This window comes from Pseudomonas simiae, assembly GCF_000934565.1.
In the GTDB taxonomy this organism is placed as follows: domain Bacteria; phylum Pseudomonadota; class Gammaproteobacteria; order Pseudomonadales; family Pseudomonadaceae; genus Aquipseudomonas; species Aquipseudomonas simiae.
The window spans coordinates 2554321-2576039 of the sequence record NZ_CP010896.1 but is presented as its reverse complement, the minus strand read 5'-3'; the positions used below and the strand labels follow the sequence as shown (position 1 = coordinate 2576039).

General features: G+C 61.7%; 19 protein-coding genes. 11 read left to right on the top strand and 8 right to left on the bottom strand.

Annotation, left to right across the window (positions count from 1 at the left end; all coding sequences use genetic code 11):
* The first annotated feature begins 74 nt into the window (after positions 1-74).
* From PF1751_RS11625 to PF1751_RS11580, 10 genes are all read left to right on the top strand, one after another.
* A complete protein-coding gene (locus tag PF1751_RS11625) occupies positions 75-1934 on the top strand; it encodes an extracellular solute-binding protein (RefSeq protein ID WP_042571591.1) in 1860 nt (619 codons plus the stop codon).
* A complete protein-coding gene (locus PF1751_RS11620; protein WP_010210941.1) occupies positions 1934-2995 on the top strand; it encodes a microcin C ABC transporter permease YejB in 1062 nt (353 codons plus the stop codon). Before PF1751_RS11625 ends, PF1751_RS11620 begins: the two co-directional genes overlap by 1 nt.
* A complete protein-coding gene (locus PF1751_RS11615) occupies positions 2995-4017 on the top strand; it encodes an ABC transporter permease (protein WP_042571592.1) in 1023 nt (340 codons plus the stop codon). The genes PF1751_RS11620 and PF1751_RS11615 overlap by 1 nt, the downstream gene beginning before the upstream one ends.
* A gap of 10 nt (positions 4018-4027) precedes the next feature.
* Complete coding sequence (locus PF1751_RS11610; RefSeq protein WP_044287044.1) at positions 4028-5599, top strand: ABC transporter ATP-binding protein; 1572 nt, start codon at positions 4028-4030, stop codon at positions 5597-5599.
* Positions 5600-5629: 30 nt separating this feature from the next.
* On the top strand, positions 5630-7039 hold the full coding sequence (locus PF1751_RS11605; protein ID WP_010210945.1) for a sigma-54 interaction domain-containing protein: 1410 nt from the start codon (positions 5630-5632) through the stop codon (positions 7037-7039).
* A 285-nt stretch (positions 7040-7324) separates the two neighbouring features.
* On the top strand, positions 7325-8716 hold the full coding sequence (locus PF1751_RS11600) for a GntP family permease (RefSeq protein WP_010210946.1): 1392 nt from the start codon (positions 7325-7327) through the stop codon (positions 8714-8716).
* 7 nt (positions 8717-8723) lie between these two features.
* Complete coding sequence (locus PF1751_RS11595; protein WP_010210947.1) at positions 8724-9497, top strand: 3-hydroxybutyrate dehydrogenase; 774 nt, start codon at positions 8724-8726, stop codon at positions 9495-9497.
* 99 nt (positions 9498-9596) lie between these two features.
* Positions 9597-11555, top strand: coding sequence for an acetoacetate--CoA ligase (locus PF1751_RS11590; protein ID WP_044287043.1), 1959 nt, complete (start codon positions 9597-9599; stop codon positions 11553-11555).
* A 135-nt stretch (positions 11556-11690) separates the two neighbouring features.
* Entirely contained in the window at positions 11691-14186 is a 2496-nt protein-coding gene (locus tag PF1751_RS11585) for a PAS domain-containing hybrid sensor histidine kinase/response regulator (protein WP_010210950.1), read from the top strand.
* Between the two features lie 43 nt (positions 14187-14229).
* Complete coding sequence (locus tag PF1751_RS11580; protein WP_003174397.1) at positions 14230-14505, top strand: peptidylprolyl isomerase; 276 nt, start codon at positions 14230-14232, stop codon at positions 14503-14505.
* A gap of 63 nt (positions 14506-14568) precedes the next feature.
* Here the strand turns inward: PF1751_RS11580 and PF1751_RS11575 are convergent, their stop codons facing one another.
* The 8 genes from PF1751_RS11575 to PF1751_RS11540 form a co-directional block, all read right to left on the bottom strand.
* Positions 14569-15498: a sugar kinase gene (locus PF1751_RS11575; protein WP_044287042.1), complete on the bottom strand. Its 930-nt coding sequence runs from the start codon at positions 15496-15498 to the stop codon at positions 14569-14571.
* A gap of 10 nt (positions 15499-15508) precedes the next feature.
* Complete coding sequence (locus PF1751_RS11570; RefSeq protein ID WP_010210955.1) at positions 15509-16717, bottom strand: amino acid deaminase; 1209 nt, start codon at positions 16715-16717, stop codon at positions 15509-15511.
* Between the two features lie 9 nt (positions 16718-16726).
* Positions 16727-17491 carry an IclR family transcriptional regulator gene (locus PF1751_RS11565; RefSeq protein ID WP_010210956.1) on the bottom strand — a complete coding sequence of 255 codons (765 nt, stop codon included), beginning with the start codon at positions 17489-17491 and terminating at the stop codon, positions 16727-16729.
* A 166-nt stretch (positions 17492-17657) separates the two neighbouring features.
* On the bottom strand, positions 17658-18047 hold the full coding sequence (locus tag PF1751_RS11560) for a RidA family protein (protein ID WP_010210958.1): 390 nt from the start codon (positions 18045-18047) through the stop codon (positions 17658-17660).
* Between the two features lie 16 nt (positions 18048-18063).
* Positions 18064-18846 carry an amino acid ABC transporter ATP-binding protein gene (locus PF1751_RS11555; RefSeq protein WP_010210959.1) on the bottom strand — a complete coding sequence of 261 codons (783 nt, stop codon included), beginning with the start codon at positions 18844-18846 and terminating at the stop codon, positions 18064-18066.
* Positions 18843-19505 carry an amino acid ABC transporter permease gene (locus PF1751_RS11550; protein ID WP_010210961.1) on the bottom strand — a complete coding sequence of 221 codons (663 nt, stop codon included), beginning with the start codon at positions 19503-19505 and terminating at the stop codon, positions 18843-18845. The genes PF1751_RS11555 and PF1751_RS11550 overlap by 4 nt, the downstream gene beginning before the upstream one ends.
* 11 nt (positions 19506-19516) lie before the next feature.
* Positions 19517-20179, bottom strand: a complete 663-nt coding sequence (locus PF1751_RS11545; RefSeq protein ID WP_010210962.1) for an amino acid ABC transporter permease — start codon at positions 20177-20179, stop codon at positions 19517-19519.
* Positions 20180-20230: 51 nt separating this feature from the next.
* Positions 20231-21079, bottom strand: coding sequence for a transporter substrate-binding domain-containing protein (locus tag PF1751_RS11540; RefSeq protein ID WP_010210965.1), 849 nt, complete (start codon positions 21077-21079; stop codon positions 20231-20233).
* 333 nt (positions 21080-21412) lie between these two features.
* Between PF1751_RS11540 and PF1751_RS11535 the strand changes: the two genes are divergently transcribed.
* The gene (locus tag PF1751_RS11535; protein WP_010210966.1) at positions 21413-21661 is read left to right on the top strand and encodes a hypothetical protein; all 249 of its coding nucleotides are present in this window, start codon (positions 21413-21415) and stop codon (positions 21659-21661) included.
* The last annotated feature ends 58 nt before the right edge of the window (positions 21662-21719 follow it).

Genomic DNA, 21719 nt, shown 5'->3' with positions numbered 1-21719 from the left:
TGTGATGACTGGCGACGCTGATGCCGTTAGCGTACAAATCCCTTTTCTACTTCACACGGCATTCAAGGCTGACAATGCGATTGGCTTTTTCCTACATTTTTAGTTCGACACTGGCCCTGCTGCTGGCCAGCAGCGTCGTGATCGCGGCGCCCCAACCGTACCTGACCGTGTACGGTGAACCGGCCAAGTACGCCGCCGGCTTTACCCATTTCGACTATGCCAACCCGAATGCCCCCAAGGGCGGCAGCCTGCGCCGTTCGGCCATCGAGATCGGGCGCTTCGACCACGTGCTGCCGTATATCGACAAAGGCATCGGGGTTTCACAGGTCGACGGCTGGCTGTATGCGCCCCTGGCCCTGCGTTCCCTGGACGAGCCCTACACCGTCTACGGCCTGGTTGCCGAAAAGATGGAGCGCGCCGATGACGGCCTGTCGCTGCGGTTTTTCCTCAACCCCAAGGCACGTTTCGCCGACGGCAAGCCAATCACCGCCGAAGACGTGCGCTACAGCTTCGACCTGCTGATGACCCAGGGCAGTCTGCGCTTTCGCACCCTGTTCGCCGACGTCAAGCACGTCGAGGTCGAGGGCGAGCGCCAAGTGCGTTTCGACTTCTCCAGCAATGAAAACCGCACCCTGCCCCTGGATATCGCCACCCTGCCGGTGTTCCCGGAGCACTGGTGGAAGACCCGCGACTTTGCCAACGGCGGCGGCTATGAAGCCCCACTGGGCAGCGGCCCTTACAAGGTCAGCAAGATCGACTCCGGCAGCACCATTACCTTCACCCGCGACCCGAACTGGTGGGGCAAGGACCTGCCCGTCAGCCGTGGCCTGTACAACTTCGATCACCTGAGCCTGGAGTACTTCGGCGACACCGAGGTGGCCCGCCAGGTATTGCGCGGCGGTGCCTACGATTTCAACCGCGAATTTTCTGCCACCGGTTACTCCATCGGCTACAACGGCCCGGCCCTGGATGATGGCCGCCTGCAACGCGCGCACTTGGCCAAGGAGATGCCGCAACCGGCCCAGGGTTATGTGTTCAACGTGCAAAAACCAGTCTTCAAGGACCGCCGCGTGCGCCAGGCCCTCGCAATGCTGTGGGACTTCGAATGGGCCAACCGGCAGATGATGCGCAATATGTACATCCGCCAGCAAAGCTTCTTCTCCAATAGCCCGCTGGCAGCCACCCAGCCGCCGACCCAAGAGGAACTGGCGATTCTTGAACCCTTGCGCGGCCAGGTGCCCGACGAGGTGTTCACCCAGGTGTTCAAGGCACCGGTGACCGACGGCAGCGGCATGATCCGCGACAAACAGCTGCAAGCCTTGGCGTTGTTGGAAGAGGCCGGCTGGAAACCGCACGGCGACAAGCTGGTTAACGCCGAGGGCGAGCCGCTGGAGTTTACCTTCCTTAATGCCCAATCTGGCCTCGAACGCCTGTTGCTGCCGTACAAACGCAACCTCGCGCAGATCGGTATCACCCTGAATATCCGCCGTATCGACGCCTCCCAATATGTGAACCGGGTGATGGCACGGGACTACGACATGATCGTCACCGGCTTCCCGGTCACCACCTCGCCGGGCATGGAACTCTACAACTACTTCGGCTCGGCCGCCGCCTTTGACCCCGGCGCCAATAACTACATGGTGCTCAAGGACCCGGCCGTCGACAGCCTGATCAAGGGCCTGGTCAAGGCCGACACCCAGGCGCAGATGCTCACCTACGCCCACGCACTGGACCGGGTACTGCAATGGAATTACCTGTGGATCCCCAACTACTATCCGCCCGGCACCTCTGCCGCCTGGTGGAACCGCTTCGGCCGCCCGGCCATCGAGGCGAAAAACGATGAAGCCCTGGAAACCTGGTGGGAAATCAGCCCCACGCCCCTGACCAACGAGCAAATGAACGCTGAGCTGAAAAAACGCGGAGGTGCGCGCTGATGTTTGCCTATATCGTGCGGCGCCTGCTGCTGATCATCCCGACGCTGGTGATCATCCTGCTGGTGAATTTCGTGATCGTCCAGGCAGCTCCGGGCGGCCCGGTAGAACAAGCCATTGCCCACTTGCAAGGCATTGGCGGCGGTGCCGTCGGCGGATCGTCCGGCGAAGGCATCAGCGGCGGCTCCCGCGCCAGCCGCGGCCTGGACCCTAAGTTGATCGCAGACATCGAAAAACAATACGGCTTCGACAAGCCGGCACCGGAGCGTTTGTGGCTGATGCTCAAGAGCTACGCCCAGCTGGACTTTGGTAACAGCTTCTTTCGCGGCAAGACGGTGATCGACCTCATTCTGGAAAAAATGCCGGTCACCCTCTCGCTCGGCCTGTGGGCCACGCTGATCACCTACCTGGTGTCGATCCCCCTGGGGATTCGCAAGGCCGTGCGCCATGGCAGCAGCTTCGATGTGTGGAGCAGCACCGCGATTGTCATCGGCTATGCCATGCCGGCGTTCCTGTTCGCGATGTTCCTGATCGTGGTCTTTGCTGGCGGCACGTCGCTGAACTGGTTCCCGGTGCGCGGGCTGGTGTCGGAAAACTTCGAAGAGCTGAGCACCGTGGGCAAGATTGCCGATTATTTCTGGCACCTGGTATTGCCAGTCACCTCGCTGGTCATCGGCGGGTTTGCCACCCTGACCATCCTCACCAAGAACTCGTTCTTGAATGAAATCACGCGCCAGTACGTGGTGACCGCCCGCGCCAAGGGCTTGAGCGAAAGGCGTGTGTTGTATGGACACGTATTCCGCAATGCCATGTTGCTGGTCATCTCAGGGATTCCCCAGGCGTTTATCGCCGTATTCTTCGCCGGCTCCCTGCTGATCGAGGTGATCTTCTCCCTGGATGGCCTGGGCCGCATGAGCTACGAAGCCGCCGTCTCCCGCGATTACCCGGTGGTATTTGGCTCGCTGTTCATCTTCACCTTGTTCGGCCTCTTGATAAAACTCATCGGTGACCTCTGCTACACCCTGGTGGACCCGCGTATCGACTTTGCCGCGAGGAACGCCTGATGCTTAACCTGTCTCCCGTGGCGCGCCGACGTTTCGAGCGCTTCAAGAAGAACCGTCGCGGCTGGTGGTCGCTGTGGCTGTTCATCGGCCTGTTTATCCTGACACTGGGCGGTGAGTTGATCGCCAACGACAAGCCCTTGGTACTGAGTTTCAAGAACGAACTGTATTTCCCGGTATTCAAGCGCTACACCGAGCAGGCGTTCGGCGGCCAGTTGCCATTTCAGGCCGACTACCGCAGTGACTACGTGAAAAAGCTGATTGAGCAGGACGGCGGCTGGATGCTGTTCCCTCCGATTCCGTTCAGCGACGACACGCCCAACTACGAGCTGACCCGCCCTGCCCCCAGCCCGCCATCGGCGGTGAACTGGCTGGGCACCGATGACCAGTCGCGGGATGTATTGGCGCGGGTGATCTTTGGCGCACGGGTGTCGATCCTGTTTGCCTTGGCGCTCACGGCCATAAGCGCCGCCATCGGCATCGCGGCTGGTGCTTTGCAGGGCTATTACGGCGGCTGGGTGGACCTGATCGGCCAGCGCGTGCTGGAAGTGTGGTCCGGGTTGCCGGTGCTGTACCTGTTGATCATCCTGTCCGGCTTTGTCGAGCCGAACTTCTGGTGGTTGCTGGGGATCATGGCGCTGTTTTCCTGGCTGGCCCTGGTGGACGTGGTGCGCGCAGAGTTCCTGCGTGGGCGCAACCTTGAATACGTCAAGGCTGCTCGGGCCTTGGGCCTGGGTGACGGCAAGATCATTCGCCGGCACATCCTGCCCAACGCCATGACCGCCACCTTGAGCTACTTGCCGTTTATCCTGACCGGCGCAATTTCAACCCTGAGCGCCCTGGATTTCCTCGGTTTCGGCATGCCCGCAGGCAGCGCCTCGCTGGGCGAGTTGATCGCCCAGGGCAAGCAGAACCTGCAAGCGCCCTGGCTGGGCCTGACGGCGTTCTTCACACTGGCGCTGATCCTGTCGCTGCTGGTGTTTATCGGCGAGGCATTGCGTGATGCCTTCGACCCCCGCTCATGAGTGACCACCTATGAACCTGATCGAAATTCGCGACCTCAGCGTCGCCTTCAGCGGCCAGACCGTGGTGCGCAACCTGAGCCTGGACGTACGCCCCGGCGAATGCCTGGCGCTGGTAGGCGAGTCGGGCTCGGGCAAGTCGGTAACCGCCCACTCGATCCTGCAATTACTCCCCGAAGCCGGCACTGAAACCACCGGTTCCATCCAGTACCGTGGCCAGGAACTGATCGGCGCGTCGGCGGCGACCCTGCAGAAGCTGCGCGGCAACCGTATTGCGATGATCTTCCAGGAGCCGATGACCTCCCTGAACCCTTTGCACAGCATCGAAAAGCAGATCGGCGAAACCCTGTTGCTGCACAAGGGCCTCGGTGGCAAGGCTGCCCAGGCACGCATCCTGGAATTGCTCGACCTGGTGGGCATCCAGAAGCCCCAGGAACGGCTCAAGGCCTATCCCCATCAACTGTCCGGCGGGCAACGCCAGCGGGTGATGATCGCCATGGCCCTGGCCTGCGAGCCGGAACTGCTGATCGCTGACGAACCCACCACCGCGCTGGATGTAACGGTGCAGCGCAAGATCCTGCTGCTGCTCAAGTCCCTGCAAAAGCGCCTGGGCATGTCGCTGCTGCTGATCAGCCACGACCTCAATCTGGTGCGCAGCATTGCCCAGCGCGTGTGCGTGATGCGGGCTGGCGAGATTGTCGAGCAGGCCGACTGCCAGACCCTGTTCAATGCGCCGCAACACCCCTACAGCCGTCTGCTGCTGGATGCGGAACCGGACGCGGATGCGCTGTGCAGCGACGAACGCGAGACGGTGTTACAGGTGGATGACCTGACCGTGCAATTCCGCCTTGGCGGTGGGTTGTTCCGCCGCAAGACCTACCTGCGTGCAGTGGACGGCATCAGCCTCAGCGTGCAGCGCGGCAAGACCCTGGGGATTGTCGGCGAGTCCGGCTCGGGCAAGTCCACCCTGGGCCAGGCGATTCTGAGGCTGCTGGACTCCACCGGTAGCATCCGCTTCCAGGGTGAAGCCCTCGACCCGCTGAATAACCAGCAGATGCGCCCATGGCGCAAGCAGATGCAGGTGGTGTTCCAGGACCCTTACGGCAGCCTCAGCCCACGCATGACCGTAGAACAAATCATCAGCGAAGGCCTGGAGGTGCACGCGCCGTGCAGCCTGGCCGACCGCGATGCGCAGGTGATCCAGGTGCTCAAGGATGTGGGCCTCGACCCCGCCAGCCGTCACCGTTACCCCCATGAGTTTTCCGGCGGCCAGCGCCAACGCATCGCCATCGCCCGCGCCCTGGTGCTCAAGCCGGCGCTGATGCTGCTGGATGAACCCACGTCGGCCCTTGACCGTACCGTACAGAAACAAGTGGTGGCGTTGCTGCGTGAGCTGCAAGACAAGTACGGCCTGACCTACCTGTTTATCAGCCATGACCTGGCGGTGGTGCGCGCCATGGCTCACGATATGATCGTGATCAAGGACGGCCAGGTGGTGGAGCACGGCGCCAGTCATGCGGTGTTCGATGCACCACAACACCCTTACACCAAAGAGCTGCTGGCAGCGGCGCATATCCCCTTGTAAGCGCTCCCCCACTTGTGTGACGGCATAAATATGAACATCACCGACAACCTCAAGGACTACCAGCAGGTTCGTGGCCTGGCCATCCAGTCGCTGTTCGAGATCATCGAGCAGTCCAGCGAAGGCACGGTGATCGTCGACCGCGACGCCAACATCGTGTGGATGAACGAGCGCTACGCCAAGCGTTTCGGCCTCAAGAGCGCCGACGAAGCCATCGGCCAGCCGTGCGAGCAGGTGATTTCCAACAGCCTGTTGCGCCAGGTGGTGCGCAATGACCAGCCGATCCTGCTGGACATCCAGGACACACCCAAAGGCCCGCTGGTGGTGATGCGCTTGCCGATCCACAACGAGGCCGGCGCGGTGATCGGGGCGATCGGCTTTGCCCTGTTTGATGAACTGCGCAACCTGTCGCCGCTGATCGAGCGCTACCTGAGCATGCAGCAGGAACTGGCCTCCACACGCTCGCTGCTGCGTTCACGCCAGAGCAAATACAACTTCGCGCACTTTATCGGCACGAGCGCCGCCAGCCTCGAAGTCAAACGCCGGGCGCGACGCAGCGCCAGCGCCGAGTCGCCGGTATTGCTGCTGGGGGAGACCGGCACCGGCAAAGAGTTGCTGGCCCAGGCGATTCACGGCGCCTCAAGCCGTGCGCACAAGGCCTTTGTCAGCATCAACAGCGCGGCGATTCCCGCTGATCTGCTGGAGGCCGAGTTCTTCGGCACCGCGCCGGGTGCGTTTACCGGCGCCGACCGCAAGGGCCGTCCGGGCAAATTCCAGATTGCCCAGGGTGGCACGCTGTTCCTCGATGAGATCGGCGACATGCCCCTGCCGCTGCAAAGCAAATTGTTGCGGGTGTTGCAGGAAAAGGAATTCGAGCCGGTGGGCTCCAACGAGATGCTGCACAGCGATGTACGGGTGATCGCGGCCACGTCCATGGACCTGGAAGCGGCGATCAAACGTGGCGAATTCCGCGCGGACCTGTATTACCGGCTGAACGTGCTGCCGATCCAGGTGCCGCCGCTGCGTGAGCGCCTGGAGGATATCCCGGCGTTGAGCGAGGCGATTCTTGAGGAACTGCGCAGCCAGCATGAGCTGGACCGTGAGGCACTGGCGCTGCTGGCACAGCATGCGTGGCCGGGGAATATCCGTGAGCTGCGCAATGTGCTGGAGCGGGCGGCGTTGCTGAGTGATGACCTGGTGTTGGATGCCAGGGAGATTCGGGCGGCGATTGGCACCTTTACGCCGGTGGAACGTGCCAGCGCGGTGGCGGCGGTCGAGGGGGAGAGTTTCAGCGCGGCGCGGGAGCGGTTTGATCGGCAGGTGATTGGCGCGGCGTTGCGGGCGTGTGAGGGGAATGTGATAGAGGCGGCCAATCGATTAGGGCTCGGGCGCTCGACGCTGTACAAGAAAATGGTGGCGCTGGACCTCACTCAGTCTCAATAGAGAGACTTCATTCCAAATATGAAGACAGTCCAATGTGGGCGCGGGCTTGCTCGCGAATACGGTGTGCCAGCCGCCTAATTCGTTGCTGATACGCCGCATTCGCGAGCAAGCCCGCTCCCACATTTGATCTTTATGAGTCTCGAATACGGGACAAATCTGATAACGCCAATCCAATCGCTATAATTTATCCTTATATTTCAAACAGTTAGTTAATTGGCACGCATCTCGCTATAACCCTTCCCACAGTTTCACCCCACAAAAATAACAATCCGATGGAGACACACCATGAGTGTGATCATTGCCCTGGCAGCGCTCGCGTTGCTGATGCTGGCTGCCTACCGTGGCTATAGCGTTATCCTGTTTGCCCCCATCGCCGCCCTCGGCGCTGTCCTGCTGACCGATCCGTCCGCCGTCGCACCCGCCTTTACCGGGGTGTTCATGGAGAAGATGGTCGGCTTTATCAAACTGTATTTCCCGGTATTCCTGCTCGGCGCGGTGTTCGGCAAGCTGATCGAGCTGTCGGGCTTCTCACGTTCGATCGTGGCGGCGGCGATCCGCTTGCTCGGCACGCGCCAGGCGATGCTAGTGATCGTGCTGGTCTGCGCACTGCTCACCTATGGCGGTGTGTCGCTGTTCGTGGTGGTGTTTGCGGTGTACCCGTTCGCGGCAGAGATGTTTCGCCAGAGCAATATCCCGAAACGTCTGATCCCGGCGACCATCGCCCTCGGCGCGTTTTCGTTCACCATGGACGCCCTGCCCGGCACGCCGCAGATCCAGAACATCATCCCCAGCACCTTCTTCAACACCACCGCCTGGGCCGCGCCATGGCTGGGCTTGATTGGCACGATCTTCGTGTTCTGCGCCGGCATGCTCTACCTGGCACGCCAACGCAACAAGGCCCAGCGCGCCGGTGAAGGTTACGGCACCGAACTGCGCAACGAACCGGAAACCGCCGACAACCTGGCGCTGCCCAACCCCTGGCTCGCGCTGTCACCGCTGATCCTGGTGGGCGTGATGAACCTGTTGTTCACTCACTGGATTCCGCAGTGGTACGGCAAGACCCACAGCCTCTCCCTGCCGGGCATGACCACGCCGGTGACCACCGAAATCGCCAAGCTCACCGCGATCTGGGCGGTGCAGGCGGCATTGCTGGTGGGGATTATCGTGGTGCTGGTGTTCGGTTTCTCGGCGATCAAGAGCAAGCTCGCCGAAGGCAGTAAAAGTGCGGTCAGCGGCGCGTTGCTGGCAGCGATGAACACGGCGTCGGAATACGGCTTTGGTGCGGTGATCGCTTCGCTGCCGGGCTTTCTGGTACTGGCGGACTGGCTCAAAGGCATCCCCAACCCGCTGGTCAACGAAGCGATTACCGTGACCCTGCTGGCCGGTATCACTGGCTCTGCGTCGGGCGGCATGAGCATCGCTCTGGCGGCCATGTCCGAGAGCTTCATTTCGGCGGCCCATGCGGCCAATATCCCCCTTGAAGTCCTGCACCGCGTCGCGGCCATGGCCAGCGGCGGCATGGACACCCTGCCCCACAACGGCGCGGTGATCACGCTGCTCGCGGTCACCGGCCTGACGCACCGCGAAGCCTACAAGGATATTTTCGGTATCACGATCATCAAGACCCTCGCGGTGTTCGTGGTGATCGGCACTTTCTACGCCACCGGCATTGTGTGAGGTTTTCATGACGACATTGAACGGCAAGACCGCCCTGGTCACCGGTTCCACCAGCGGTATCGGCCTGGGCATCGCCTTGAGCCTGGCCAAGGCCGGCGCCAACCTGATCCTCAACGGCTTCGGCGACGCCAGCGCGGTGATCGCCCAGGTGCAGGCGTTCGGCGGCAAGGTCGGCCACCACCCGGCCGACGTCAGCGACCCGGCGCAGATCGCCGACATGATCGCCTACGCCGAGCGTGAATTCGGTGGCGTGGACATCCTGGTCAACAACGCCGGCATTCAGCATGTGGCGGCGGTCGAAGACTTCCCTGTCGAACGCTGGGACTCGATCATTGCGATCAACCTGTCTTCTGTGTTCCACAGCACGCGCTTGAGCTTGCCGGGGATGAAGGCCAAGGGCTGGGGGCGTATCGTCAATATCGCGTCTGTGCATGGGCAAGTCGGCTCGGTGGGCAAGGCGGCGTACGTCGCGGCCAAACATGGCGTGATCGGCCTGACCAAAGTGGTGGGCCTGGAAACGGCCACCAGCAATGTCACCTGTAACGCCATCTGCCCCGGCTGGGTGCTGACGCCGCTGGTGCAGAAGCAGATTGATGATCGCGCCGCCAACGGCGTAGACCCGCAGCAGGCTCAGCATGACTTGCTGGCGGAGAAGCAGCCGTCGCTGGAATTTGTGACGCCGCCGCAGCTGGGTGAGTTGGTGTTGTTTTTATGCAGCGAAGCCGGCAGCCAGGTGCGCGGCGCCGCCTGGAACATCGATGGCGGCTGGCTGGCCCAGTAACACGAGACACTGGAGTTCAAAATGTGGGAGGGGCAAGCCCCCTCCCACATTTGAACTGTATTGTGTGGAAGACCTAGATAAGAACAAGAGACCTTGCTGATGTCCGACATCCTCTGGCAACCCTCCCCCGAACGCATCGCCCACACGCGGATGGACCTGTTCCGGCGCTACATCAACGAACGCTATAGCGTGCAGCTCAGCGATTACCCGGGGCTGCACCAGTGGAGCATCGACCAGCGTCCGGATTTCTGGCGGGCGATCGTGGACTATTTCGACGTGCAATTTCGCAGCCCGCCGACGGCGGTGCTGATCGAGGACGCCGAGATGCCCAGTGCGCAATGGTTTCCCGGCGCCACCCTGAACTTTGCCGAGCACCTGTTGCGCCGCCGCGACGACCACCCCGCCGTGGTCGCCCTCAGCGAAGACGGCCAGCGCGAGCAATTGACCTACGCCGAACTGGCCGCCCACGTCGCCGGCCTGCAACACAGCCTGCGCGCCGCCGGAGTTGTCCAGGGTGACCGCGTCGCCGCGTGCATGCCCAACACCTGGCAAACCCTGGTGGGCATGCTCGCCACCACCAGCCTCGGCGCGATCTGGTCGTGCTCATCGCCGGACTTCGGCACCCAGGGCGTGATCGACCGTTTCGGCCAGATCGAACCCAAGGTGTTGATCACCTGCGCCGGTTATCGTTATGCCGGCAAAGACATCGACCAAAGCGCCAAGCTCAATGAAATCCTCGAACGCCTGCCGTCCCTGGAGCAACTGATCATCGTGCCGTACGCGCGGCCCCAGGCCCAGGTTTCGGACTATCAGACCCACGCTGGCGTCGCGCTGTGGCAAGACTTCTACCAACCCGGCGGCGAACCCCAATTCGTCGCGGTGCCGTTCGATCATCCGCTGTACATCCTCTATTCCAGCGGCACCACCGGCGTGCCCAAGTGCATCATCCACGGTACCGGCGGCGTACTGCTCACTCACCTCAAGGAACACGGCCTGCATGCCGACCTGTCTCGCGACGACTGCCTGTTCTACTACACCACCTGCGGCTGGATGATGTGGAACTGGCTGGTGTCGGTCTTGGCCATCGGCGCCACGGCGGTGTTGTATGACGGCTCGCCGTTTCACCCTGGGCCGGAACGGCTGATCGATCTGATTGACGCAGAAAAGATCAGCGTATTCGGCACCAGCCCCAAGTTTCTCGCCACATTGGAAAAAGCCGGCTTGCAACCGCGCCTGAGCCACGACCTGGGTAGCCTCAAAGGATTGATTTCTACCGGCTCGCCGCTGTCGCCCCAGAGCTACGACTACGTGTACCGCGAGATCAAGGCGCAGCTGTGCCTGTCGTCCATGTCCGGTGGCACCGACATCGTCTCCTGCTTTGTGATCGGCAACCCGGTGCTGCCGGTGCGGCGCGGCGAAATGCAGTGCAAGAGCCTGGCAATGGCCATCGAAGTGTGGGATGACCAGGGCCGGCCGCTGATCGGCGAGAAAGGCGAACTGGTGTGCACCCGGCATTTCCCGGCCATGCCTATTGGCCTGTGGAACGACCCGGAGTGCAAGAAACTGCGCGCTTCGTATTTCAGCCAGTTTCCCGGTGTCTGGGCCCAGGGCGACTACGCCGAACAGCGCCCCAACGGCAGCCTGCTGATTCACGGGCGCTCCGACGCCGTGCTCAACCCCGGCGGCGTGCGGATCGGCACGGCCGAGATCTACCGCCAGGTGGAAAAAATCCCCCAGGTGCAGGAAAGCCTGGCCATCGGCCAACGCTGGCAGGAGGACGTGCGCGTGGTGCTGTTCGTGCGCCTCAACGAGGGTGTCGAACTCGACGAAACCCTGGAGCAGCAGATCCGCCAGGTGATCCGCGCCAACACTACGCCCCGCCATGTACCGGCCAAGATCCTCGCTGTCACCGACATCCCCCGCACCATCAGCGGCAAGATCGTTGAATTGGCGGTGCGCAATGTGGTGCACGGCGAGCCGGTGAAGAACACCGACGCGTTGGCCAATCCGCAGGCTCTGGAGCAGTTTCGCGACCGCCCTGAACTCGCTCAAGGATGAAAGGTTTCAGCGCTGTCGTACTCATTTGAAAATAACCCCCGAATGCATGCTATTTTTCGGGGGTAGTCACCCGTTCCCGAGTCACGGGATAATGGGTCTTGTCATTTTTCAAAGCGTTACGCTCAGGGCTTTAACATGAAGGGAACATCCACCGTCAGCGAAGCCGCCGCATTGATTGCGCGGCTGGACTGGGCACAAAGCCCGCTCGGTGAGGCCAACGATTGGCCGCAAAGCCTGCGCACCGCCGTGGACATCGTTGTCCACTCGCCAATGCCCATGCTCCTGCTGTGGGGCGACCAACTCACGCAACTCTACAACGACGGCTTTGCCCAGTTGGCCGGCAACAAACACCCCGCCGCCATGGGCCAGCCCGCGCACCAGACATGGCCGGAGCTGGAAAGCTTTACCGCACCGGTCTACGACGCCGTGCTGAGTGGCCAGGTACGCACCTTCAGCGAGCAGCGCTTCGTGCTGCAGCGCAACAATCGCGACATGGAAATCTGGCTGGACCTGACCTACAGCCCTATCCGCGATGAAAGCACCCGTGTGGCCGGCATCCTGGTCACCGCCATCGAAACCAACGAACGCCGCAAGGCCCAGCACAACACCGAACAACGCCTGCAGCTCGCCCTGGCGGCGACCGACGCGGTGGGCACCTGGGACTGGGACATCGGCGAAGACCGCTTTATCGCCGACGCGCACTTTGCCTACCTGCACGGCGTCGACCCCAGCGATGCGCGCCTGTTGCCGATCAGCGACTACCTGCACGGCGTGCACCCGGAAGACCGCGGCATGGTGGCGGGCAGCATCAAGCACTGCATCACTTTCGGCACCGAATACGCCGAGGAATACCGCCTGTTGCTAGCGGACGGCCAGGTACGCTGGGTGTTTGCCCGTGGCCGTTGCTACAAAGATCATCAAGGCCGTCCGGCGCGCTTCCTCGGGGCCGCACTGGACCTCACCGAGCGCAAACACACCGAGCAAGCCCTGCGCCAGAGCCAGACCGAGCTGCAGTTGATCATCAACGCCATGCCGGTGCTGATCGGGTATGTCGACCATGAACAGCGTTTCCGCCTGAACAACAGCGCGTACCTGGAGTGGTACGGCATGACGCCCCAGGAGCTATACGGCAAGACCATCCGTGAAGTGCTCGGCGACGAGGTGTATGCCGGACGTGAAGACAAGATCGCCGCCGCGCTCAAGGGCAAGGCCTGCAGCTTCATGACCATCACCCCCCACCGCGACGGCCGCCCCCGCCACGCCTTGATGAAGTACCTGCCGCGTTTCAGCAATGACGGCTCGGTGAACGGTTTCTACATCTTTGTGATCGATGAGACCGAACGCAAACTCACCGAAGAAGCCTTGCGCCACCTCAACGAAAACCTTGAAGAGCGCGTGGCCCAGCGCACCCAGGCCCTGGCCGAAGCCAACCAGCGCCTGCAAAACGAGATGTTCGAACGCGAGCGCGCCGAAGACGCCCTGCGCCATGCGCAAAAGATGGAAGCCGTGGGCCAGCTCACTGGCGGCATCGCCCATGACTTCAACAACATGCTCACCGGCATCATCGGCAGCCTGGACCTGATGCAGCGCTACATCGCTGCCGGGCGCAGTGACGAAATCGGCCGTTTTACCGATGCCGCCGTGTCCTCCGCTCATCGCGCGGCCGCCCTCACCCACCGCTTGCTGGCGTTCTCCCGCCGTCAGTCGCTGGACCGGCGCCCGCTGGATCCGAACCAATTGGTCGCCTCCCTGGAGGACTTGTTCCGCCGCACCAAAGGCGCGCACATCACGCTCAAGGTGAAACTGGGCCACGACATCTGGCCGGTAAACACCGATGCCAGCCAACTGGAAAACGCCCTGCTCAACCTAGTGATCAACGCCCGCGACGCCATGCCCGATGGCGGCGAACTGCTGATCGAAACCGCCAACAGCTACCTGGATGGCACCGACATCACCACCCTCGAACCGGTCAAGGCCGGCGACTACGTGATGCTCGGCGTGTGCGACAACGGCACCGGCATGGCGCCGAAAATCCTTGCCAAGGCGTTCGACCCGTTCTTCACCACCAAGCCCATTGGCCAAGGCACCGGCCTGGGTTTGTCGATGATCTACGGGTTTGCCCAGCAGTCCGGCGGTCATGTGACGATCCAGAGCGAGCCGGGCCAGGGCACGTGCGTGCGCCTGTACCTGCCTCGCCTGTACGGCACCGCGCTGGAAAGCAGCCTGCCGCCGCACTTGAGTGAAGCGCCGGTGGCCCTGGCGGGTGAAGCGGTGGTGGTGGTCGAGGACGACCCCGCGGTACGCATGCTGGTGGTCAATGTGCTCGACGAGCTGGGCTACACCGCACATCAGGCGGCGGATGCCCGGACGGCGTTGCCGCTGCTGGAGTCGGATTTACGTGTCGACTTGCTGGTGACCGATGTAGGCCTGCCGGGCATGAACGGCAGGCAACTGGCAGAGATCGCCCGCCAGTATCGCCCTGGCTTGCGCGTGTTGTTCATGACGGGTTACGCCGAGAAAGCCGCCGAGCGCCAGGGGTTCCTGGAGGACGGCATGGACATGGTGGCCAAACCGTTTTCCATCGACCTGCTGGCCACGAAAATCCGCAGCATGATCAGCGTCGAAGAATGAGTTCAGGCATAATCGCGCGCCGTCGCACACCTGGTAGAGATCAATGAAAGCCCAAGCCCGTCACATTCTGGTGAAAACCAGTGAAGAAGCCGAACAACTCAAGCAGCGCATAGCCAAGGGCGAAGCGTTCGATGTGCTGGCCAAGAAGTACTCCACCTGCCCATCCGGCAAGCGTGGCGGCGACCTGGGTGAAGTGCGACCCGGGCAGATGGTGGGGGCGATTGATGCGGTGATCTTCAAGAAGCCGGTGAAGGTGGTTCACGGACCGATCAAGAGCAAGTTCGGCTATCACTTGGTGCAGGTGTTCTACCGCGACTGATGAATCGGGTGTCAAACCGGCTTTTTGTGGTGAGCAGGCTTGCCCAGCGCGAGGCAAGCCCGCTCACCACACGGGTTTGGTGTACACGCGGGGAATGAGTGCGCCGGGCACCTGGATGACCCGGCTTGCCAACCGATGCCCGGCCAATGCAGCCTGCTCCGGCGAGCTGCCCTTGAGCCGACTGGCCAAGTACGCCGCGCTGAATGAATCCCCCGCCGCCGTCGTATCGACAACCTTTTCGACCTTCACCGCCGGCACCGCAAAGCGCTCCCCCGCCCAGCGGATCAGACAGTCATCTGCCCCACGCTTGAGCACCACCTCGTCAATGCCAGGATACGCCGCGAACACCTGCTCACTGTCGGCATAACCAAACAGCGCGCGTTCGTCGTCCTCGGTCAGCAAGGCGATATCCACCTCGGCCAATACGCGGTGATACGCAGTGCGCGCCGCGTCAATACCGGCCCAGAGACGCGGCCGATAGTTGTTGTCAAACACCACCTTGCCCCCTCGACGACGGGTCTCGACCAGAGTTTGCAGCAAGCGCTCGCGGCCGATATCACCCAATACCGCCAGGGTAATACCGCTGAAATACACCACGTCGTAGTCCGGCAAAGCGGCCAGGATCGGTTCGGCGGCAGGCGTGGTGAAGCAGTCGCGCACGGCGGCTTCGTTGCGCCAGTAAAGGAATTTGCGCTCGCCATTGGCGTCGGTCTGGATGCAGTACAAACCCGGCAGGCGTCCGGGCAGGCGCTGGACCCTGCCCAGGCCCAGGCCTTCATCTTTCCATTGCTTGCACATGGCATCACTGAAGCTGTCATCGCCCAGGGCGGTGACGTAATCCACGCTGCCGGTTTCACCCAGCTCACGGCGCAGGTACACCGCCGTGTTCAAGGTGTCGCCACCGAAACTCTGGTGCAGGCTGCCGTCAGCGCGGTGTTGCAGTTCGATCATGCATTCGCCGATGAGGGCGATGCGCGGAGACAAACGGGTCATGGCTTTACACTCAGAATCGGGTTTCCAGGGATTCGATCACCTGCAATTGCTCATCAACCAGGCAGCCGACCTGCCACTTATCGAACGTGAGGCAAGGGTGGGAGGTGCCGAACGAAATGATGTCGCCAATGCGCAGCTCAACCCCTGGCGCCACGGTCATGAACGCGTGCTGGTCCATCACGGCAGTGACTTTGCACGCAGTCACATCATCGCCTTCAGCTGGAAGAATACCGGCCTTGTAGCGTTTGAGCGGCACCGGCAGACCGGCGTCGTAGGCCACGTCGCGCTTGCCCAGGGCGATCACGGCGAAGCCTGGCTCCGGCAAAGATTGCACATGGGCCCAGACTTCCAGGGCTGGGCGCAGGCCTTCGTTGAGGTCGCTGCGACGGTCGAGCACACAGCATTGCGCTTCTTTATAGATACCGTGGTCATGGGCCACGTAGCTGCCGGGGCGCAATACGCTGAGGAAGCGGCCGGCGGCGTTCTGCTGCTCAAACGACTCGGCAATCAGGTCGTACCAGGCCGAGCCCGACGCGGTGACGATGGGCTTGGGCAGGTCGAAAGAGCCGTTGTTCTGCAGGTCCACCGCCAGGCGCACCAGGCTGGCGGCGAAGTCGCGGATGCCGCTGATGGCGTGCTCGCCGTGGATCACGCCTTCGTACCCTTCGATACCGGTGAGGGCCAGGGCCGGCTGCGCCTTGATCGCCCTGGCCAGGTCGCGCACTTCCTGCTCGGTGCGGCACCCGCAACGGCCACCGACCACACCGTATTCGATCATCACGTTCAGGCGCAGGCCACGGGCGGCGAAGAACAGGCCCAGGTCGGCGACGTTATCCGGGTGATCAACCATGCAATGGAAGTCGAAATCCTTGTCGGCCAGCAGGTCGGCGATCAGCGCCATGTTCGGCGCGCCCACCAGTTGGTTGGCCATCAGCACACGGCGCACGCCACCGGCATAGGCGGCGCGGGTCTGCACCGCGTTGGCCAGGGTGATACCCCAGGCACCCGCCTCGATCTGACGCTGGAACAACGCCGGCATCATGCTGGTCTTGCCATGGGGTGCCAGCTCGGCACCGCTGTTGCTGACAAAGTCCTGCATCCAGCGGATGTTGTGCTCCAGGGCGTCACGGTGCAGCACCAGGGCAGGCAGGCTGACGTCACGGACCAGGTGGGCCCCGACGGCGGCGGCGCCCTTTTCAACGGCATTGATGGCAGACATGGAAAACTCCTATTCGTTGATACGCCGGGCCAGATTGTTGGCGCTGTCGATCAACACCCGGCGATAGTCGTTGTAGTGTTTGATGGCATCGGCCCGTGGAGCGACGATGCACAAGGTCGCAATGCTGACGCCTTGCGCATCCCGCACCGGGGCGGCAAAGCAGTGGGTAAAGGTGTCGGCCACGCTGTCGAAGGAAAAGAAGCCATCGAGGGTGGCCTGACGGATTTGCGCCAGGAAGGTATCCAGCGGCAGGCGCTGGCCGTCCGGCAGGATGAAATCGTCGTGATCGATCAGGTCGATGATCTGCTGGTCGCTCAAGTGCCCCAGCAACAGGCGCCCGGACGCGGTCCACGGAATCGGTGCGTTTTCGCCGATGTCCGAGGAAATACGAAAATGCCGCTCGCCCTCGCGCATCAGCGCCACCGTGTATTTGCGCCCGTTGAGCAGGCACATCTGCGCGGTTTCGTGGGTCTGGCTGACGATCTCCTGCAGGGCATGGTCGGCCTCGCGGGTCAGGTCGAAATGGCGCAGGTGCGCCTGGCCGAGGAAATACAGCTGACGGCCGAGGTAGACGTGACCGTCCTTGCCCACCGTTTCCAGAATGCGCCGTTCAAGCAGGGACGCGACCAATTCGTACACGGTGGACTTGGGACTGCCGATGCCGCTGGCAATATCATTCGGGCGCAGGGGCTGGCCGATTTCCTTGAGGAAATCGAGGATATCGAATGCACGGTCCAGGCCTTTGGCGCGGCGTTTGATGGTGTCTTCGGTCATGGCGGTTTCGGTCCGGTCAGAATGTTGCTATCAACACATACCCCCTGTGGGAGCGGGCTTGCTCGCGAATGCGGTGGCTCAGCGACAGATGCATTTACTGATACACCGCATTCGCGAGCCCGCCCGCTCCCACATTGGATTTGTAGCGACGTCAGGATCCAGGCATTTAGCCTTTTTTCTTGTACGCCACGCAATCGATCTCCACCTTGCAGTCGACCATCATGTTCGCCTGCACACAGGCCCGCGCCGGGGCGTGTTCCGGGGTGAAGTACTCGCCGAACACCTTGTTGAAGCTCCAGAAGTCCCGCGGGTCTTCCAGCCACACGCCGACGCGCACGACATCTTTGAGCTCGTAGCCGGCTTCTTCGAGGATCGCCACCACGTTACGCATGGTCTGGCGGGTTTGTTCGATGATGCCGCCGGTGATGATTTCGCCGTCCACCGCAGGCACTTGGCCTGAGACGTACAACCAACCGTCTGCTTCCACCGCGCGGGCGAAAGGACGAGGTTGGCCACCGCCGGCTGTGCTGCCGGCACCGTAACGAGTGATGCTCATAACAATATGCTCCTGATTAAAAACGAATGTTCTTGAGAAATTCCGCCAGGCGCGGCGATTGCGGGCGTTCGAAGATGTCCTTCGAGGTGCCCTGCTCTTCAATGCGGCCCTGGTTCATAAAAACGATCTTGTCCGAGACTTCATAGGCAAAGCGCATTTCGTGAGTGACCAGCAACATGGTCATGCCCTCTTCCGCCAGGCCTTTGATCACACTGAGTACTTCGCCCACCAGCTCCGGGTCGAGGGCCGAGGTGACTTCGTCGAACAGCATCAGGCTGGGGTTCATGGCAATGGCGCGGGCAATCGCTACACGCTGCTGCTGGCCGCCGGACAATTGACCCGGGAAGTGGTTACGACGCTCTAGAAGTCCTACGCGGTCCAGCCATTTTTCTGCCAAAGCCACCGCCTCGTCCTTAGGCATTTTCTTAACTTTCAATAAGCCCAGGGTGACGTTCTGCAGCGCAGTCAGATGCGGAAACAGGTTGAATTGCTGGAACGCCATGCCAGTCATCGCACGGTGCTGGGCAATCACCCGCTCAGGGTGGCGCACGCGCTTGCCGGCGATTTCGCTGTAGCCGATGGACTCGCCATCCAGGGTGATCTGCCCGCCCTGGAACTCTTCCAGCAGGTTGACGCAACGCAACAGCGTGGTCTTGCCCGAGCCGCTGGAGCCGATCAAGGTCACCACGTTGCCGCGCTGCATGGACAGGTCGACGCCCTTGAGCACTTCCACCTGGCCATATTGCTTACGCAGGCCACGGATGTTCAGCAGCGGTTGGTTGGTGTGAGGTTGGTTCATGGCAAGGCCACCCGCTTTTCAATGTAGCGCCCGAATAACTCGATGGCGTAGTTGATGACAAAGAACATAAAGCCTGCGAACAGGTAGAACTCCAGGGTCATGAAGGTGCGCGCGATCACTTGCTGGGTACTGAGCAGCAACTCGGCCACGCCGATCACCGACAGCAGGGTCGAAGCCTTGACGATTTCCGTGGAAGAGTTGACCCAGGTCGGCAAGATCTGGCGCAGCGCCTGGGGCAGCAACACGTAGCCCAGGGACTGGTAAAACGTCAGGCCGATCGCCTTGCCCGCTTCCAGTTGCCCACGGGGAATGGCTTGCAGCGCACCGCGCACGATCTCCGAGACGTGGGAGCCGCAGAACAACGTCAACCCGACTGCACCGGCCTGGAACGCGGTGATCTGCCAACCGAGCGCCGGCAGCATGTAGAAACACGCCAGCACCAGTACAAACACCGGCGTACCACGGATCAAGTCGACATACAGCCGAAACGGCGCACGCATCCAGAACTTGCCGTAGGTCAGGATCAACCCGGCGACGATGCCGATCAGGGTGCCAAAGATAATCGCCAACGCGGACACATAAACGCTGGCTTGAAAGCCCGCCCAGAGGGTCTCCCGGGCGATCCACAACTCATGTAGCCAGCTGGGGGATTCGTACATGGAAACCTCGCTTAACGACGGATCGCCAGACGCTGTTCCAGGTAACGGAGCAGCATGGCAATGAGGTAACAGGCAGCCACGTAGAGCGCGGTCGTGACCAGCCAGGTTTCAATCACCCGGTAGCTTTCGACGTTGATCTTGCGGGCGTAGTAGGTCAGCTCCGGCACGGCGATGGCGGCGGCGAGCGAAGTGTCTTTGAACAGCGAAATGAAGTTGTTCGACAGCGCAGGCAGCACGTTGCGCAGCATCACCGGCACGGTGATGTAGGCGCGGATACGCCACTCCCCTAGACCGATGGCCAGCCCGGCTTCCCGCAACCCTTTGGGAATGTTCAACAGCCCGGCGCGGAAGACTTCGGTCAGGTAGGCACCGGCGTACAACGATAGGGTGATGATGAACGAAGGGATCTTATCCAGACGAATCCCGAGGCTGGGCAACGCAAAGTAGATCAACAGGATCAGCACGAGAATCGGCGTATTGCGCACCACCGTCACATACACCGAGGCGAAGACGCGCAACGCACGGTGCTTGGACAGCATGGCAAACGCCATCATCAGGCCGATCACACAGCCGATGGCAATCGACAGCAGCGCCAGCTCAAGGCCCAGGCCGAGCCCCGCCAGCAAGCTGGGGAAGTCGCGCCATACGGCGGCAAAGTTCAACTGATAGTTCATGGTCAGCAGTACCTGATTGAGGCGCCGTCAGCGGCGCCCCAGGTTTTCGATTTACTTGAACTCAACCGGGAAGCCGATCGCGGGTTCCGGCAGGTCTACACCGAACCATTGCTTGAACGAGGCCTTGTAGGTCGGGAACTCCACACCGGTCATGGCTTCATGCAGCGCGGTGTTGACGAAGTTCAGCCAGTCCTGGTCGCCACGCTTGACGGCGCACGCATAGGTCTGCGGGCTCCAGGCGTAGGCCGGGCTGCGATAGCGGCCTGGGTTCTGCACCATCAGGTACTTGACCGAGGACTGGTCGGTAGCGGCGGCATCGGCGCGACCGGAGTTCACAGCCTGGTACATCAGGTCGACGCTGTCGTACTGGTCGACCTTGGCCTTGGGCAGCGCCTGGTGCACCAACTCTTCGGCGTAGACGTTTTGCAGCACAGCCACGGTGACGCCGTCGCCGGCGGCCTGCAGGTCTTCAATCTCTTTGTACTTGCTGTTGTTCGGCAGCAGCAGGCCCACGCCTTCGCGGTAGTACGGCAGGGTGAAGGCGACCTGCTGGGCACGGCTGGCGGTAACGGTAATGAACTGGCAACTCATGTCGACCTTGTCGGTCAGCAGGTTGGGAATCCGGGCGTCAGACGACTGCACCACGAACTCGACCTTGCTCGGATCGTTGAACAAGCCCTTGGCCACGATACGGCCGATGTCGATATCAAACCCCTGCAACTTGCCATCCGCTCCCTGGAAGTGCCACGGCGCATTGGTACTGCCTGTACCCACGATCAAGTGCCCACGCTTGAGCACATCATCGAGCTTGCTGTCCGCCGCCTGCACGATGCTGGCGAGGGAAGCCGATGCGGCGAAGAGAAAAACACACGCTTTAAACACGGAAGGTCGGTGATGCATGACAAGCACTCCAGGAGTTGTGTATTCCGCTATACCGGAACTTAGTATGTAACAACGGAATAGACAGCAGAAAGTGTGCCACACGCGGTAACAGAAAAATATGACGCATATAAATTTGTTATAAATCAGTCAGATGACTATTCATGAGCAGCAAGGCGTTACGCCAGCATCTGGAATCACGTTGCTACCCAAGGCCCCAAATGCCGGTGACAGGCCACAATCGAGTGCGCCACAACGACTTTGCCGCGCACCGTTGCAGTGCGCATGCAGCCTGGAAAAATCCCCACACTGGACTAGCCTTGGCGCATCTCTGCCGACAAGGACCCCGCCCTGATGAAGCTCCGTCTCACCCTGGTTTTGCTCGCTTTCCTGACGGCCGGCAGTGCCTCGGCCAACAACGACCGTCGCGAATGCAAAGCGGAACTGCGCAAGCTCAATGACGCCTTGAGCACCAACTACACCAGTCAGAACCACCATGGCTACCGCCAGGCAAAGGCCTCACGAGACAATCTGGAATACAAGAAATGTGCGAGCCAGGCACGCAAGGCGCGTGAACGGGTGGAGCGTAACGGCGACCTGTGAAGGTTGACAGTAGACCCGAACACCTTCCCGCCTTAGCGTGAGCCATGCCTGGAGGGGA

What these genes read in the sequence shown, in the direction of transcription:
- PF1751_RS11625 (WP_042571591.1), top strand. Translation starts at nt 75, where the DNA reads ATGCGATTGGCTTTTTCCTACATTTTTAGTTCGACACTGGCCCTGCTG.
- PF1751_RS11620 (WP_010210941.1), top strand. Translation starts at nt 1,934, where the DNA reads ATGTTTGCCTATATCGTGCGGCGCCTGCTGCTGATCATCCCGACGCTG.
- PF1751_RS11615 (WP_042571592.1), top strand. Translation starts at nt 2,995, where the DNA reads ATGCTTAACCTGTCTCCCGTGGCGCGCCGACGTTTCGAGCGCTTCAAG.
- PF1751_RS11610 (WP_044287044.1), top strand. Translation starts at nt 4,028, where the DNA reads ATGAACCTGATCGAAATTCGCGACCTCAGCGTCGCCTTCAGCGGCCAG.
- PF1751_RS11605 (WP_010210945.1), top strand. Translation starts at nt 5,630, where the DNA reads ATGAACATCACCGACAACCTCAAGGACTACCAGCAGGTTCGTGGCCTG.
- PF1751_RS11600 (WP_010210946.1), top strand. Translation starts at nt 7,325, where the DNA reads ATGAGTGTGATCATTGCCCTGGCAGCGCTCGCGTTGCTGATGCTGGCT.
- PF1751_RS11595 (WP_010210947.1), top strand. Translation starts at nt 8,724, where the DNA reads ATGACGACATTGAACGGCAAGACCGCCCTGGTCACCGGTTCCACCAGC.
- PF1751_RS11590 (WP_044287043.1), top strand. Translation starts at nt 9,597, where the DNA reads ATGTCCGACATCCTCTGGCAACCCTCCCCCGAACGCATCGCCCACACG.
- PF1751_RS11585 (WP_010210950.1), top strand. Translation starts at nt 11,691, where the DNA reads ATGAAGGGAACATCCACCGTCAGCGAAGCCGCCGCATTGATTGCGCGG.
- PF1751_RS11580 (WP_003174397.1), top strand. Translation starts at nt 14,230, where the DNA reads ATGAAAGCCCAAGCCCGTCACATTCTGGTGAAAACCAGTGAAGAAGCC.
- PF1751_RS11575 (WP_044287042.1), bottom strand. Translation starts at nt 15,498, where the DNA reads ATGACCCGTTTGTCTCCGCGCATCGCCCTCATCGGCGAATGCATGATC.
- PF1751_RS11570 (WP_010210955.1), bottom strand. Translation starts at nt 16,717, where the DNA reads ATGTCTGCCATCAATGCCGTTGAAAAGGGCGCCGCCGCCGTCGGGGCC.
- PF1751_RS11565 (WP_010210956.1), bottom strand. Translation starts at nt 17,491, where the DNA reads ATGACCGAAGACACCATCAAACGCCGCGCCAAAGGCCTGGACCGTGCA.
- PF1751_RS11560 (WP_010210958.1), bottom strand. Translation starts at nt 18,047, where the DNA reads ATGAGCATCACTCGTTACGGTGCCGGCAGCACAGCCGGCGGTGGCCAA.
- PF1751_RS11555 (WP_010210959.1), bottom strand. Translation starts at nt 18,846, where the DNA reads ATGAACCAACCTCACACCAACCAACCGCTGCTGAACATCCGTGGCCTG.
- PF1751_RS11550 (WP_010210961.1), bottom strand. Translation starts at nt 19,505, where the DNA reads ATGTACGAATCCCCCAGCTGGCTACATGAGTTGTGGATCGCCCGGGAG.
- PF1751_RS11545 (WP_010210962.1), bottom strand. Translation starts at nt 20,179, where the DNA reads ATGAACTATCAGTTGAACTTTGCCGCCGTATGGCGCGACTTCCCCAGC.
- PF1751_RS11540 (WP_010210965.1), bottom strand. Translation starts at nt 21,079, where the DNA reads ATGCATCACCGACCTTCCGTGTTTAAAGCGTGTGTTTTTCTCTTCGCC.
- PF1751_RS11535 (WP_010210966.1), top strand. Translation starts at nt 21,413, where the DNA reads ATGAAGCTCCGTCTCACCCTGGTTTTGCTCGCTTTCCTGACGGCCGGC.